We start from the raw sequence: 14,719 nt of genomic DNA on the forward strand, positions 1-14,719 counted from the left end.
ATTGTTTAGAACTTAATCAGGTAAAGTGGTTCAATGGATACGCAGAAAAAAAGCATCGAGATGACATTCATTGATCTTTTTTTCAGACTAGTGCGTATTAAGATTAGCAAAGATAAAATATAACTCTTTATCAATAGTCTGGTTTCATGTGTTTAGTAGATAAAACTTTGTAGGAACGGATATTAATGATGCGTAAAATGCCGATTATTATTACTGGTGGCGCGCAACGTTTGGGGCTTGCTTGTGCCAAAGCGCTTCTCGTTCAAGGGTATCAAGTGATAATTACCTATCGTCGAATGCGCGATGAAATTACGCAACTTGAAGCGCAGGGAATCGCTTGCATACAAGCCGACTTTTCAACGGGCGTGGGCGTAGATGCTTTTATTAGCCAAATACAAAACGATTATCCAGCCTTGGGTGGCATTGTTCATAATGCGTCTGAATGGGACTCAGAGGAAGAGGGGGAAGATACGTCGTTGTTAATGGAAAAAATGTGGCAAGTGCATGTATTTGCGCCTTATCGTATAAATCTTGCCTTCGAAGCATTATTATGTGCGGGCGCTGAGCATGATGGACAAGCAGACATTATTCACATGACGGATTATGTGGCGGAAAAAGGCAGTGATAAACACATTGCTTACGCGGCAAGTAAGGCCGGTTTGGCGAATTTGACACATTCATTCGCAAAACGTTTTGCGCCACGGATTAAGGTCAACGCCATCGCGCCATCCCTGTTGATTTTTAACCAACATGATGACGATGAATATCGAAATAAAGCGTTGAGTAAATCGTTGCTTCGCAAAGAACCGGGTGAGCAAGAAGCCGTACTAGCCGTACAGTACATATTAGACAGTCACTACATGACAGGTCGAACCTTGTCACTTGATGGAGGCCGACATTTGGTGTGAATTGCCAAGTGAGACTTCTTTATTTTGAATGCCTCCATGTCATGAGACAGGGTTAAGAAACTTAGGACAAAGATATGAAAGCGAATACAGCTGAACTAACCAATGTAAATAGCCTTGTGTTGTCTACCGAGGCCACGAAAGTACGTGATGCTTTGGTCAAAAGCGGCCTTGAAACACCGATGATTGATAACGGTTTAACCAGCGAAGAAAAATACCAGCGCATTAAGAATGCATTTGAAGATGTGGTAGCAACGCTCGGTCTGGATTTGACGGATGACAGTTTGGCTGAAACCCCACACCGCATCGCTAAAATGTACGTGAAAGAAATTTTTTCCGGTTTGGATTACGGCTTGTTTCCTAAAATCACCGTGATCGAAAACAAAATGCAAGTCGATGAAATGGTCAAGGTGAGTGATATCAGCTTTACCAGTACTTGCGAACACCATTTTGTGACTATTGATGGATTAGCAAAAGTAGCGTATCTGCCAAAGAATAAGATCATTGGTTTGTCTAAGATAAACCGTATCGTGCGATTTTTTGCTCAGCGCCCACAAGTACAAGAGCGTCTAACTCAGCAAATTTTAGTGACACTACAAACGTTGTTGGAAACCGACAATGTTGCCGTTAGCATCAATGCGGTACATTACTGCGTGAAAGCCCGTGGTGTCATGGATGCCAGCTCATCTACTCAAACGACTGCGTTGGGTGGATTGTTCAAACGCAGCGACAAAACACGCGGCGAATTTCTTGCCCGTTAAATTGTCATACTTGGTCGTGTAGGGTTGGTCGTAAGATGTGAATGGAAAGAGCCGAAACAAGGCTCTTTTTTTATGCCTTAGATTCAGGCACTGTGTTATGGAAATAAAGCCAATTTGATGTGTGGGTGTGATTATGACAGATAAAAAAGCAGCGTGGTTTCCAGCCAAAGAAAATGGCTGGGGATGGGGGAAGCCAACTTCATGGCAAGGCTGGGGCGTTATTGTGGCTTATTTGTTAAGCATTGCTTTGGTCAGCTTCTGGGTAGACCCAAAAGTGGACGTATTGACGTGGATCGGTTGGGTCAGCGTTTGTACTCTTGCACTGATGGGGATGTATGTTTGGAAAGGGGAGTCGCCAAACTGGAAGTGGAAGACCATCGAAAAAGAAAAACGTAAGTGGTTTAAGTAGATTTAAAGATTTTATTTATGAGTTAGATACGTTCAAATAAGCAAAATTTTAATAAGGATATAGAAAGTGCGTACGTCCGGCGTGTTGTTGTTTATTGCTTATTTGGGCTTTATCAGTTTAGGGTTGCCAGACGCAGCTCATGGGATTAACTGGCCATTTGTGCGAGCCGAGTTTTCCGTTCCAATGGGATGGTTGGGTCTGGTGATTGCTGCTGGTGGTGTTGGCTATTTGATATCGAGCTTTTCGGTTGGGTATCTTATTCAGCGTTTTGGTGTTGGCTGGTTACTGATAGTAAGCAGCTTGTTGGTTAGCATCGGCTTATTTGGCTTTTATTTTAGCCCGGCTTTTCTTATTTTTATGGCGTTTTCTTTGGTCATAGGAATGGGGTCGGGGGCTATTGATGCCGGAATGAATGCCTATGCAGCGGAACACTTTTCGACACGTCACATGAATTGGTTGCATGCCGCATTTGGCGTTGGGGCTACCACAGGACCTATTATTGTTACGGCGGTATTGGTGAGCTTTTCGCAGAATTGGCGGTTAGGGTACGCAGTACTAGCAGTGATTTTGTTCACTATGTCGGTGGTGTTTTTGTTTAGTCGGCATCTATGGGAAAGTGATAAACACGCTCCTAAAAAAGCAGAGCCTTCGCCGGATGACCTAGCGACAGTGACTCAAGCTCAAGCATTGAAGAATCCGGTTATTCGCTATCAAATTGCTTTTTTCTTTTTGTATTCTGGTGTGGAAGTCGGTGTTGGGCAATGGGCCTTTACTATTATGACTGAATCTCGTGGTATTTCCTTGGCCAGCGCCGGAACTTGGGTGGCGGTTTACTGGGGGGCATTGGCGTTTGGGCGCGCTATTTTTGGTTTTTTGGTTGAGCGCTTTCCTGTCGATCAATTGTTGCGGCTGTGCTTGGCGGGTGTGGCTGTTGGCACGGTATTATTTTCGATCAACATGACGCCATATACGAGCTATGTTGGGCTGTTGTTGATGGGTTTTTGTGCTGCACCTATATTCCCTTGCATGATTTCCCAAACAGTGGCGCGAGTTGGAAAGAAATACGCGATTCACGCCATTGGTTTTCAAATGAGTGCCGCGGTGACTGGCGCGATGAGCTTGCCTTTTTTGAGCGGTTTGATTGGCGGTGAGTTTGGTCTAACCTCACTAAGCGTGACATTTTTGGTGTATGCATTGCTGTTGTTTGGGTTGTTTCAGATCATTCTAAAGCGGGGTCATAACCCTAGAATGATCTGAGTGTGCTTGTTATGGAGCCTGCTAAGCCGTGAGGTTAAGAGGCTTCGTTTTCTAAGGTGTTGCGTTTTACTAAAGAGGGAAACAAGTACATCCAGATACCGACAACGGCAATGGTACCAACGCCACCAATAATAATAGCGGGAACCACTCCGAACCACGCCGCGGTTACCCCTGACTCAAATTCTCCTAATTGATTGGAGCTGCCAATAAAAACAGAGTTGGCCGCACTCACTCGTCCACGCATATCATCCGGTGTTTCTAATTGTACCAGCGTTGAACGAATGACCACGCTGATCATGTCCGATGAGCCGAGTAGCACTAAGGCAACCATAGATAGGATAAGGTTTTCGGATAACCCAAACAGAATCGTTGCCACACCGAACACAGCCACGGCTGCAAACATGATTTTCCCAACGCTGTGAGTTAAAGGGCGGCGAGCCAAATAAATCGACATGAGGAGTGCGCCCACCGCAGGTGCGCAACGGAGTAAACCCAAGCCCCACGCTTCTGTATGAAGAATGTCTTTGGCCACAATCGGTAATAAGGCAGTAGCTCCGCCTAAAAGTACGGCAAACATATCCAATGACACTGAGCCGAGTATGACCTTGTTGCCGCGTATAAACTTCAGTCCGCCTAATAAGTGTGACATGTCGATCGGTGCTTTGCTTTTCACCGTAAAGTTGTAATGCAAAAAGAACATGATGATGCATGACACGAAAAAGCAACTCATGCTCGAAACGTATAGCGTTGTGGGGCCCAAAAGATAGATCAGACCGCCTAGGGCGGGGCCCGCAATAACAGAGATTTCTCTGGCTGAAGCTATGAGCGCTGATGGCTCTAGAAAGTAGCTCAGTGGGGACTAAATTAGGCAGAATGGCTTGGTTTGCTGGCATTTCAAATGCCCTTGCGGTGCCAAGCAATGCCGCGCATAGGTAGATCATATTGGCGGAAATACTTGATGTAATGTTTCCATAGGCCAAAATACCAACCGTCATGGCCATGGTAAATCGAGTGCACACACAGATCAGTCGACGGTTGTAGCGGTCGGCGACATGTCCTACCACCAAGGTCAGTAATAACTGTGGAAGAAACTGAAAAAGTCCGACTAATCCAAGCGCCATGGCGCTATTGGTTAAGTCGTACATTTGCCAGCCTATACCAACGCTGAGCATTTGAAAGGCAAAGGAAGACGCTATTTGACCAATCCAAAAATGGACGAAATTAGGGTGCTTAAACAGAGGTGGCATGGTGTTGTTCACTTATTTTACGTTTTGAGGAGATTGATCTATTTTACGTGCTTTTTAAGTGTGTGCTCGATGAAATTGAAACAGAAATCATGCAAAGAATATGGTAATTTGGCTGTCTGCTTATCAGGATGATAAATAGCCCTTTGAAATGGGCAAACTTTTACCCTTAGTTTGCTTAAATAGATCCGCTTTATTCGCGGATTGAACCGCTATTTTATAGAAAAAAAGGATACACATTGACTCTCTCCAACTCTTCTTCCAACGAGCGATTATCTCGCTGGTTGCTGCTGTCTTGTCTCATGGCTGTAGGCATTGGGCAATCGTTTATATTTACGTCATTACCGCCCATTGGCCGCGAGATCGGTTTAGCGGATGTTCGTATTAGTACGCTGATCACTGCAGGGGCAGCGACCTTTGTGGTTGCTGCGTTTTTGTGGGGCGGTATTATTAATCGCATTGGCCGCGTTCTGCTCCGTGATTATTGGTATGAGCAGTTATGCCTTGACGATCGCGTTGACCGGTTTTGTATTGCAAGAGGCGCTGGCGAAGCACTTGTCCGCAGAGCAGACCTATTATTGGGTTTTTGCCTTGCGCATTGTGTTTTCTCTGGGGATTGCTGGTGTTTTGCCATCAATCCAAACGTATCTTATTGCACATACTGATATTAAGCACCGTAGTTCAACGATTGCAATGATTGGTGCATCGTTCAGTATCGGGATGATATTGGGACCTGCGTTTGCGTCTTTGTTGAGTAGCTTGGGGCTAACAGCACCGTTTTATATCATTGGTTTTTTGGCCGGTTGTGCCGCTTTGTTAGTGGTGTTTTTTGTTAAGGATGCGAAGCATGTGCGTCAGTTTGAAAAGCCGCCAGCGATCAATTGGTTAGTTCAACCTGTAATGCCCTTTTTGTGCATGTCTTCGTTGTCTATATTGGCGATGACTGGTGTACAACAGATCATGAGTTTTTTGATTCAAGATAGATTCCAGTTGGATGTTGCGCAAACGACTCATCAGTTGGGCTTTGCAATGATGACCATGTCTTGCTTCAGTATTTTGGTGCAAATGATTCTGGTACCAAGGTTTCAGCTTGGCGTGGTGATGTTAATGTTTTCGGGCGTGGGACTTGGTGTGTTGGCGCAGTTGACATTTATTTATCTGGATTCGTACGTTGGTGTGTTACTGGCGATGGGGTTATTTGGTGCGGGCTTTGGATTTTTGTTTCCTGGTATTGTGACCGCTCAAACTTTATTGGTAAAAGACGATCAGCAAAGTCGTTTGGCCAGTATGAACGCCTCTATGCAAGGGCTTGGTGCGGCGTTGGGCCCAGTTATTTTGGCATCGCTTTATCAACTTGGTCAGTTGGTTCCATTCTTCGCATTGATGGCAGCGTTGCTCTTGATGTTATTGGTTTTTATTTATTGTAAAACCAAATTGAAACACGTTTTTTAATGCGCTGATGAGTTATGAATTCAGCTTAGTGTGAGCAGCCTGTCGTGGTGAAATACCAAAATGTTGGTGAAAGCGTCGACTAAAGTGGCTCAAGCTTAAATAGCCAAGTTCATAACTCACTTCTGTGACGGAACACTTTTCTTGCAAGCGTTGGTAAGCCCGACTCATTCTGCGTTGGTGTTGGTATTCTAATGGGGTACAACCGAGTTGACGTTTGAAGCTTTCATAAAATCGACTGCGACTCATGCAAGCTGTTTTGGCTAGGAAGTTAATGTCTAGTGGTTGGGCAAGGTTTTGTTCAATCCATTGGATGACACAGGTTAAGCCATTGGCATCGGGGGATCGTTGGGTGAATCGTAACAATGCGTCTCTACCATGGTGCCTAAGAATGCGTGTGACCAGTTCACTCACGCCAAAATCGACTAATAAATCTCTGTCTGGATCATTGCGCAAAAAATCACTGGTGAGCCGATCGATCACTTGTTGAGTCGCTTGCGTATGTAAGGTGTGCAGATGTTGATTAGGGTCGAGCGTGCTGCCTGATGGCAAAGAGGTCACCATGATGTCATTCATCCTATCGCAAATTTGCGCCACTCTTTCTTTGGATATTGCAATGGTCAAACAGGTAGTGGGGCTGTGGTGCTGTGCTTCTGGAAAATCGATAAAGACTTCTTCTTCAGGCGCTAAAATGAAAGATTCATGTGGCAGAAAAGGGATATTATCGTGGTCTTTGGTGTGCATGACTTTCGCGCCTGTGACCATGCCGCAGTACAGTAACGAATCGGCTTTCAGGCTGACTTTTTGTGCTTGCTCATAAGTATCGTAAATACTCAGTTCTGAGTGTGGCCCTGCAAAACACACGCGGTTTTCGACCAATTGTATCGGCGCGCGTTTGTGTCTCAATAAGGTTTTTTCTGTCGAGATAGAACGACTCATTTACCCACCTCTTTTATTTTAATGATATGGCGTGGCAGTTTTGCTTCGCTCTTATCATCACTCTTGCTTGTCCATGGGTCAATGAAAAATAGCCAATCAGAAATGGATAGCGAGACAAGTTTCATGGACTCACAGGCAAGTTTTTCGGATTTATTGTTTCTACAGTAATAGACAAGGTAAAAACCTGAAATAAAAACAACAATAACGGAGATGATTTTATGATCTATGCTCAACCTGGTACTAACGGCAGCCTTATTTCTTTTGAAGCTGAGTATGGCAACTTTATTGGTGGCGAATGGGTCGCACCAGTGAAAGGTCAATACTTTGACAATATTAGTCCTGTTAATGGCGAAGCGTTTTGTCGTATCCCTCGTTCTACTGAAGAAGACATCAATCTTGCTCTGGACGCTGCTCATGCTGCGCGTGCTGCTTGGGGCAAAACATCGGTGACAAATCGTTCTAATATTTTGTTAAAAATTGCGGACCGTATCGAGCAAAATCTGGAAGCGCTTGCTGTGGCCGAAACATGGGATAACGGCAAAGCCGTTCGTGAAACGTTAAACGCCGATATTCCTTTAGCAGCGGATCATTTTCGTTATTTTGCTGGCTGCTTACGAGCGCAGGAAGGCAGCACGGCGGAACTAGACGAGCATACTGTGGCGTATCATTTTCATGAACCGTTAGGCGTGGTTGGGCAAATTATTCCTTGGAACTTCCCAATCCTGATGGCGGCTTGGAAGCTTGCTCCTGCGCTTGCAGCGGGCAACTGTGTGGTGCTAAAACCTGCAGAACAAACGCCTGCGTCTATTCTAGAGCTGGTTAAAGTCATCCAAGATTTATTGCCACCTGGCGTACTAAACATTGTTAATGGCTATGGTAAAGAAGCCGGTGAAGCTCTTGCAACCAGTAAGCGTATCGCAAAAATCGCCTTTACGGGATCTACTCCTGTGGGTTCACATATCTTGAAATGTGCGGCGGAAAATATCATTCCGTCTACTGTTGAGTTGGGCGGCAAATCTCCAAACATTTACTTTGCAGATGTGATGCAACACGAAGAAGCGTTTATTAGTAAATGCGTTGAAGGGTTGGTGCTGGCGTTCTTTAACCAAGGCGAAGTATGTACTTGTCCTTCTCGTGCGTTGGTTCATGAGTCCATCTACGACGACTTTATGAAGTTGGTCATTGAACGTACTAAGACCATCAAACGCGGTAATCCTTTGGATACCGATGTGCAAGTGGGGGCGCAGGCGTCCAAACAGCAATTCGATAAGATTTTAAGCTACATTGATATTGGTAAAGAAGAAGGTGCTGAGCTATTGATTGGCGGCGGTGTAGAGTCGATTGATGGCTTGGACAAAGGCTTCTATGTTCAGCCGACCTTATTTAAAGGTTCCAACGAGATGCGTATTTTCCAAGAAGAAATTTTTGGTCCCGTTGTGAGTGTGACGACGTTCAAAGACGAAGCGGAAGCGCTGGCCATTGCCAATGACAGTGAGTTTGGCTTGGGTGCCGGAGTCTGGACTCGTGATACTAACCTTGCTTATCGCATGGGGCGTAACCTCGAAGCGGGTCGAGTGTGGATGAATTGCTATCACCAGTATCCAGCTCACTCTGCGTTTGGTGGCTATAAAAAATCGGGTGTTGGCCGTGAAACGCATAAGATTGCACTTGAGCATTACCAGCAAACGAAAAATATGTTGGTCAGCTACGATGTGAATCCTTTGGGCTTCTTTTAATTCGAAACGCATTTGGCGTTTATAAGCTAGATAGTATTGTTCATCAAAAGCCAGTTCATTTTTGAACTGGCTTTTTTGTTTTCTAATGGAATGAAAGTTCAGCGGGTAAACCAGTAGCCTTGAAGCGTCAAAAAATTGCCTATTTCCTAACAGCCTTCCTGTATTGCTAAAAAAACCAAGTTTCCGATTGGAAACTTTATCTCATAAGTGATAATTTCAGCGGGAAGTGATCTCGTGTTCTACAATTTTTACGCCGTAACCTAAGTAAGCGTCGGCAGAGGAAAAAGCGATGGCAATCAGTTTATTTGACCTTTTTAAAGTGGGTATCGGTCCTTCCAGTTCTCATACCGTTGGCCCAATGGTTGCAGCGAATCAATTTGCTCATCAGTTAAAAGAGCACCAGTTAATATCCAAAGTGCATCGATTAAAAATAGACCTTTATGGGTCGTTGGGCGCAACGGGCAAAGGGCATGGTACGGGCACGGCTGTGCTGATGGGTTTAGAAGGCGAACTGCCGGATTTGATTGATCCTAGCGGCGTTAATGAGCGCGTCGAGCGTATTGAGTCATCCTCACAGCTCAATTTGCTAGCGCAACACCCCATTACTATAAATGTGGCGACAGACCTTATTTATCACCGCATTGATCGATTGGATTTTCATGCAAATGGTATGGTGCTGGTGGCGTTTGATGAAGATGGAAAAACGTTACATCAGGCCACTTTTTACTCTGTTGGCGGTGGTTTTATTGTTCAGGAAGATGAGCAGGGGAATGTTGCGTTAGTAGAGGACACTACTGAGCTGCCTCATGTTTTTCATAGCGCAGAAGCGCTTATTAAGCTTTGCCGATCTGAAGACAAAAGTATCGCTCAAATCATGTTAGAAAATGAGCGTCACTGGAGAACGGAAGAAGAAATTAAACAAGGTATTTTGTCTATTTGGTCTGTTATGAAATCGTGTGTTCAGCATGGTATCCGTAACGAAGGGATTTTACCTGGTGGTTTAAAAGTGAAGCGCAGAGCCGCAAGTTTGCACAGAGATTTAACCAGCAAGACTCGAATGGATATGATCACACCGTCTTTGGGGGCGATGGATTGGGTGAATCTATACGCATTGGCGGTGAATGAAGAAAATGCGGCGGGTGGGCGAGTTGTGACCGCGCCAACCAATGGTGCCGCAGGAATTATTCCTGCTGTACTTCATTATTATTGGGAGTTTTGCCCTCGTTCTTGTGAGGAAGGGGTGATTGATTTTTTTCTAACAGCGGCGGCAATTGGTCTATTATTTAAGGAGAATGCGTCAATTTCAGGCGCTGAAGTGGGTTGTCAGGGAGAGGTTGGTTCGGCTTGCGCGATGGCGGCGGCGGGGTTAGCGGCGGCGACGGGCGGTTCCCCCGAACAAATTGAAAACGCGGCAGAAATAGGTATGGAGCACAATTTGGGATTAACGTGTGATCCAATTGGTGGCCTAGTGCAAGTTCCCTGTATCGAGCGAAATGCTATGGCGTCTATTAAAGCCATCAACTCTGCCAGTATGGCGTTACGTGGTGACGGAACGCACTATGTGTCTCTTGATAAGGTAATTCGCACCATGCGCGACACAGGCAGAGACATGAATGATAAATACAAAGAAACATCGCGCGGTGGTTTGGCTGTCAACGTGATTGAATGTTAGTTATTTTAAATAAAACGAGCTGTAATAAAACGGTCATATTTCTGTAGTATCTTTGTCATAAGCGCCTTTATTGGCGCTTATTTTTGTTTTTACGAGTCATATTCTACGCAAAACTTTTGGGGTTTTTATCTGCAGACTCCCAGTGTAGAATGGCGCGGAATTTACATTTAATAAAAATGTAACGGGATGAATTGAGTGCCAGATGAAGTTCGGATGCTGGGATAAGCATGTCACTGTAAACTCAAGTGCACCTTGAGTGAATAGTGGTTTGGCAAAGATTAACGACAGAAAGAAGAGCCCGTATGGATCTTACAAATAACCCGAAAGAAGAATCCACTTTGTTGAGTGGTCATGAGTTTGTTCGTGTATTAATTGCACTGGCATTTGTTTTGTTGGCAGGCTTCTACGCTTCATCAAATGGCGTCGGAGTGTCAAATCTTTCTATTTTGGCGATTGCTGCCGCGATAGGTGCCTACATGGCGATTAATATCGGTGCGAACGATGTTGCCAATAACGTGGGCCCTGCGGTAGGTTCGAAAGCACTTTCCATGACTGGGGCCATATTAATTGCTGCTGTTTTTGAAGCGGCTGGCGCTTTGATTGCGGGTGGTAATGTCGTAGGAACCATTAAAAACGGCATTATTAATCCTAACTCTATAGGTGAGGCTGAAACCTTTATCTGGGTCATGATGGCGGCGCTGTTGGCGGGCGCTATTTGGCTGAATTTGGCCACTTACCTAGGTGCGCCTGTTTCCACAACGCATTCTATTGTTGGTGGTGTCTTAGGTGCTGGCATTGCCGCTGGTGGTTGGGATATTGCGAACTGGGATAAGCTAATCGCTATCGTAGCGAGCTGGGTAATTTCTCCTGTATTAGGTGGTGTAATTGCTGCGTTATTCTTGATGTACATTAAACGCTCTATCACTTACAAGAATGATATGATCGAAGCGGCGACAAAGGTCGTGCCTTTGCTCGTTGGTTTTATGGTTTGGGCGTTTTCAACCTATCTTATCCTTAAAGGATTGAAGCACCTTTGGAAGTTTGATTTCATCACGGCGGCACTGATTGCATTTGCTATTGCTTTGACTGTGTATTTCTTCGTTCGTCCGATCGTTGATAAAGCGTCAGCGTCCTTGAAAAATGACAAAGATGCGGTAAATAGCTTATTTACTCTTCCGCTGATTGTGTCTGCAGCATTGTTGAGCTTTGCTCATGGCGCAAACGACGTAGCCAATGCTATTGGGCCTTTAGCGGCTATCAACGATGCATTAATGACTGGCGCGGTTTCTAGCAAAGCCTCTATTCCACTATGGATTATGATGGTAGGCGGTATTGGTATTGCGGTGGGTCTTGCTCTGTTTGGTCCTAAACTGATCAAGACTGTAGGTTCAGAAATTACTGAGCTTGATAAGACTCGCGCCTTCTGTGTTGCGATGGCCGCGGCCATTACGGTGATTGTTGCATCTCAGCTTGGCTTGCCAGTTAGCTCTACTCACATTGCAGTAGGTGGTATTTTCGGTGTGGGTTTCTTGCGTGAATATTTGAAGCAATCTTACGAGAAGAAATTAGCGTCTATTATTTCTCACTCTGAATCAGCAGGTCATAACGGCCAGCAAACTCAAGAGTTTGTTAAGCGCTTTAAAATAGCAGATGTTGAAGAGAAACGTGAAATTCTAAAAGAATTAAAAGCGGCTCAGGCTTCTTCGCCTATTTCATCAGCAGAACGTAAGGGCTTGAAAAAAGCAACGAAGAAAGAATTGGTGAAGCGTTCTGCACTATTGCGAATTGCAGCGGCATGGGTCATTACCGTTCCGGCTTCTGCTTTGCTTTCTGCTGCACTCTTCTATATGTTGCTTGGTTTCTCTCTCTTAATGAGCAAATAGACATAGAAATAAAAAAAGATCAGTATTACTGGTCTTTTTTTTGTTTTCAATACTTGTGCTGTGTTATATAAAATACGGTCAGTTGTTCAAAAATTAGATAATGTCGCGGTTTAGGTAATTAGGTAAGCAATGAATGTAAGCATGTTGGTCGTTGTTACCATTTTACTCTTGGTTTTTTTGTGTTCTCTTCCCTCTTTTTTTCGTTGGCAGAAAAGGCAGAAAGAGCTAAAAGAAAAAGTTCTCTCTAATTTATCCAGCCGTAGCGAACGTCTGCTGTTTTCGTTGGAAATGGTCTCTGATCGATATTTAACGAAGGACACAAGAATATTTTTGATAGAGTATTTGCTTTTTTGCATTGCTCCACTCAAGAAAGTCGGTTACCAATCCGATATTGTAGAGAAGCAAGAGGATTTAATTCGCTGGTTGACCGATCTCAAGTTAGGGAATCACACTTTAAATAAGGATCGTGTGGGAAGCCAAGCAGAATTAGAGCAAATACATAACGCGCTTCAGTCTATGGTGAGAGAGGCGCGAAATATCTCTGACAGTTTTGGTGTTAGTCGAGCCTTAATTCGACACCATGTGGTATTAATTCGCTACGCTCATGATTTAGCGTATCGAGATTTATTGGTTCGACAGGCTCGATATGACCTGGAGAACGATAAAAAAAATAGGGCTTTGGAAAAATACAGGACAGCGCTATCGGTAATGGAGAGAAACGGTTCAGTAAATAGCTCTAAAAGAGAGAAAGTACGTTTACAGAATATGATACAGGATGTAGAGAATCTTCTATTCGCTAAAAAGAACAAAGCAGAACTGGAATCGAAATAATGCGGAATCACAAAGTCTAGTTCACTTGTTGATTGATTGGCGGCATCTTATTTAGCCATAAACAATATTAAGGTAAACAACGTATCATATGACTGCTGTTACCATTACTGTACTGTTGCTTGTTATTGGTGGATTTATTGCCTTCGCGATATTTTTGCAACTAAAAGAGCAGGCGAGATTGGAGAAGTTGCGAAAAGTGGCGACGCTCAACAATCAATTGCGCCAAGTACGTCGTTATCTTGATGAAATGCCTCCACAGTATCAGCCTAAGGATATGAAGCTTTGGTTGTTCTCTAGAATGATTGCCATTTACGATCAACTTCTTGTGTTACAACCCGATATCACCTTAACTCGCCGTCGAGAGCATCTGCTTGAAGAAATGGCTGAGTTTCAAGAAAGTAAACAAAAACGTCGCGCAAAGCCGATGAATGATGAGCTGATGATTATTGAGATTAGACGCTTATTCGAATCCTTCAAATCTTTTCTGATCGCATCGCAAAAAGAAAAAACCATCGACCCTGATGTGGTGCACCGATACAGCAAGCTGCTTAACTTTTACCATTATAAAATTAATGCGGATTATCATTCGTATCTTGCTCGTAAAGCGTTTTTAAGTGGTCAAATGGAGACCGCCGTTGAAATGTACAAAGAGGCGCTGTCGCAGCTGACACCGGTTAAGGAGTCCATTGAAGCACAGTCTACTATCCTCAAATTAAAAGATTTGCTTCAAGAAATTGAAGACGATCTTGCGTTGCAAAAAGCCGAAGAAGAAATAAGCCGAAGTATGGACAGCCAAGAGGAAGGAGAGTTGGATGACGAGTGGAGTAAGTTCATCGAAGACTCTACTTTTCAGACTAAAAAACGCTTTTAATTATTTGCCCACTCTTGTTAGTTAATTTATAGATTATTCATTATTTTTGCACTTTGTGGCTTGCTAGTTATGCCCCGCCATGAGAATTTTGCCCATCGTACTACTTCATTTTTGATAAGGATCTCTCTGTGAATTTGGCACTTTTATCGGCTTTTATTCCGACGTTCTTTTTTGTGTCTATTACCCCAGGCATGTGCATGACGTTGGCGATGACCTTAGGCATGACCATTGGCGTTAAACGAGCTTTATGGATGATGTTGGGGGAGTTAGTGGGCGTGGCGACAGTGGCGATTTTATCGGCTATTGGTGTGGCGGCCTTGCTGTTAAATTATCCCAATGTCTTTATGGTGTTGAAATACATAGGTGGGGCGTATTTGGCGTTTGTTGGCCTACAAATGTGGCTATCGAAAGGCAAAATGGCGATTAAAATGGACTCGGAAGGGGCTAAACCGGCTTCTCGGTTGGATTTAATGTCTCAAGGTTTTGTCACTGCGATTGCTAACCCTAAAGGGTGGGCTTTTTTTGTGGCCTTATTACCTCCTTTTTTAGATGCGAACCAGCCATTAACGTCGCAGTTGATTGTCTTGATTTCGATTATTTTGACGCTTGAATTAAGCTGCTTGCTTATTTACGCTGCTGGCGGCAGAACATTAAAATCGATTCTAATGAAAAGTGGAAATGTTCGAATCATGAATCGTATTGCTGGTACGTTGATGATTGGGGTTGGCGCTTGGCTCGCAGCAGGTTAAGTCGTTGTTGTGT

General features: G+C 44.2%; 13 protein-coding genes and 1 pseudogene. 11 read left to right on the top strand and 3 right to left on the bottom strand.

Annotated elements, in window-relative coordinates; all coding sequences use genetic code 11:
* Positions 1-185 precede the first annotated feature (185 nt).
* The 4 genes from folM (at position 186) to N5P32_RS05430 (ending at position 3,332) form a co-directional block, all read left to right on the top strand.
* Complete coding sequence (gene folM, locus N5P32_RS05415; RefSeq protein ID WP_265728110.1) at positions 186-908, top strand: dihydromonapterin reductase; 723 nt, start codon at positions 186-188, stop codon at positions 906-908.
* Between the two features lie 74 nt (positions 909-982).
* Complete coding sequence (folE, locus tag N5P32_RS05420) at positions 983-1,666, top strand: GTP cyclohydrolase I FolE (protein WP_265728111.1); 684 nt, start codon at positions 983-985, stop codon at positions 1,664-1,666.
* Positions 1,667-1,799: 133 nt separating this feature from the next.
* Complete coding sequence (locus N5P32_RS05425) at positions 1,800-2,075, top strand: hypothetical protein (protein ID WP_265728112.1); 276 nt, start codon at positions 1,800-1,802, stop codon at positions 2,073-2,075.
* A gap of 66 nt (positions 2,076-2,141) precedes the next feature.
* Positions 2,142-3,332 carry an MFS transporter gene (locus N5P32_RS05430; RefSeq protein WP_265728113.1) on the top strand — a complete coding sequence of 397 codons (1,191 nt, stop codon included), beginning with the start codon at positions 2,142-2,144 and terminating at the stop codon, positions 3,330-3,332.
* A gap of 34 nt (positions 3,333-3,366) precedes the next feature.
* Here the strand turns inward: N5P32_RS05430 and N5P32_RS05435 are convergent, their stop codons facing one another.
* Together N5P32_RS05435 and N5P32_RS05440 are read right to left on the bottom strand one after the other, a co-directional pair.
* Positions 3,367-4,092: an MFS transporter gene (locus N5P32_RS05435; protein ID WP_409371078.1), complete on the bottom strand. Its 726-nt coding sequence runs from the start codon at positions 4,090-4,092 to the stop codon at positions 3,367-3,369.
* Positions 4,093-4,207: 115 nt separating this feature from the next.
* Positions 4,208-4,579, bottom strand: a pseudogene (locus tag N5P32_RS05440) (MFS transporter); the annotation flags it as partial.
* Between the two features lie 414 nt (positions 4,580-4,993).
* Between N5P32_RS05440 and N5P32_RS05445 the strand changes: the two are divergent.
* Positions 4,994-6,028 (top strand): MFS transporter, encoded by a 1,035-nt coding sequence (locus N5P32_RS05445; RefSeq protein WP_265728114.1) that lies wholly within the window; start codon positions 4,994-4,996, stop codon positions 6,026-6,028.
* Between the two features lie 12 nt (positions 6,029-6,040).
* On the opposite strand, the gene N5P32_RS05450 is transcribed toward N5P32_RS05445, so the two are convergent.
* Positions 6,041-6,964 carry an AraC family transcriptional regulator gene (locus N5P32_RS05450; protein ID WP_265728115.1) on the bottom strand — a complete coding sequence of 308 codons (924 nt, stop codon included), beginning with the start codon at positions 6,962-6,964 and terminating at the stop codon, positions 6,041-6,043.
* A gap of 218 nt (positions 6,965-7,182) precedes the next feature.
* On the opposite strand from N5P32_RS05450, the gene exaC reads away from it, so the two are divergent.
* From exaC to N5P32_RS05480, 6 genes are all read left to right on the top strand, one after another.
* Complete coding sequence (gene exaC, locus N5P32_RS05455; RefSeq protein WP_265728116.1) at positions 7,183-8,700, top strand: acetaldehyde dehydrogenase ExaC; 1,518 nt, start codon at positions 7,183-7,185, stop codon at positions 8,698-8,700.
* A gap of 289 nt (positions 8,701-8,989) precedes the next feature.
* A complete protein-coding gene (locus N5P32_RS05460) occupies positions 8,990-10,372 on the top strand; it encodes an L-serine ammonia-lyase (protein WP_265728117.1) in 1,383 nt (460 codons plus the stop codon).
* 302 nt (positions 10,373-10,674) lie between these two features.
* Positions 10,675-12,255: an inorganic phosphate transporter gene (locus N5P32_RS05465; protein WP_265728118.1), complete on the top strand. Its 1,581-nt coding sequence runs from the start codon at positions 10,675-10,677 to the stop codon at positions 12,253-12,255.
* A 141-nt stretch (positions 12,256-12,396) separates the two neighbouring features.
* Positions 12,397-13,086, top strand: a complete 690-nt coding sequence (locus tag N5P32_RS05470; protein WP_265728119.1) for a hypothetical protein — start codon at positions 12,397-12,399, stop codon at positions 13,084-13,086.
* A gap of 88 nt (positions 13,087-13,174) precedes the next feature.
* Complete coding sequence (locus tag N5P32_RS05475; protein WP_265728120.1) at positions 13,175-13,957, top strand: hypothetical protein; 783 nt, start codon at positions 13,175-13,177, stop codon at positions 13,955-13,957.
* A 128-nt stretch (positions 13,958-14,085) separates the two neighbouring features.
* Positions 14,086-14,706 (top strand): LysE family translocator, encoded by a 621-nt coding sequence (locus N5P32_RS05480; protein ID WP_265728121.1) that lies wholly within the window; start codon positions 14,086-14,088, stop codon positions 14,704-14,706.
* Positions 14,707-14,719 lie beyond the last annotated feature (13 nt).

Origin of the sequence: Marinomonas pontica (assembly GCF_026191375.1) — a bacterium.
Taxonomy (GTDB): Bacteria; Pseudomonadota; Gammaproteobacteria; order Pseudomonadales; family Marinomonadaceae; genus Marinomonas; species Marinomonas pontica.

Bases quoted from the DNA above. Each gene is read 5' to 3' on its own strand.
- N5P32_RS05465 (WP_265728118.1), top strand. From the start codon at position 10,675: ATGGATCTTACAAATAACCCGAAAGAAGAATCCACTTTGTTGAGTGGT.
- folE (WP_265728111.1), top strand. From the start codon at position 983: ATGAAAGCGAATACAGCTGAACTAACCAATGTAAATAGCCTTGTGTTG.
- N5P32_RS05425 (WP_265728112.1), top strand. From the start codon at position 1,800: ATGACAGATAAAAAAGCAGCGTGGTTTCCAGCCAAAGAAAATGGCTGG.
- N5P32_RS05450 (WP_265728115.1), bottom strand. From the start codon at position 6,964: ATGAGTCGTTCTATCTCGACAGAAAAAACCTTATTGAGACACAAACGC.
- N5P32_RS05475 (WP_265728120.1), top strand. From the start codon at position 13,175: ATGACTGCTGTTACCATTACTGTACTGTTGCTTGTTATTGGTGGATTT.
- exaC (WP_265728116.1), top strand. From the start codon at position 7,183: ATGATCTATGCTCAACCTGGTACTAACGGCAGCCTTATTTCTTTTGAA.
- folM (WP_265728110.1), top strand. From the start codon at position 186: ATGATGCGTAAAATGCCGATTATTATTACTGGTGGCGCGCAACGTTTG.
- N5P32_RS05460 (WP_265728117.1), top strand. From the start codon at position 8,990: ATGGCAATCAGTTTATTTGACCTTTTTAAAGTGGGTATCGGTCCTTCC.
- N5P32_RS05470 (WP_265728119.1), top strand. From the start codon at position 12,397: ATGTTGGTCGTTGTTACCATTTTACTCTTGGTTTTTTTGTGTTCTCTT.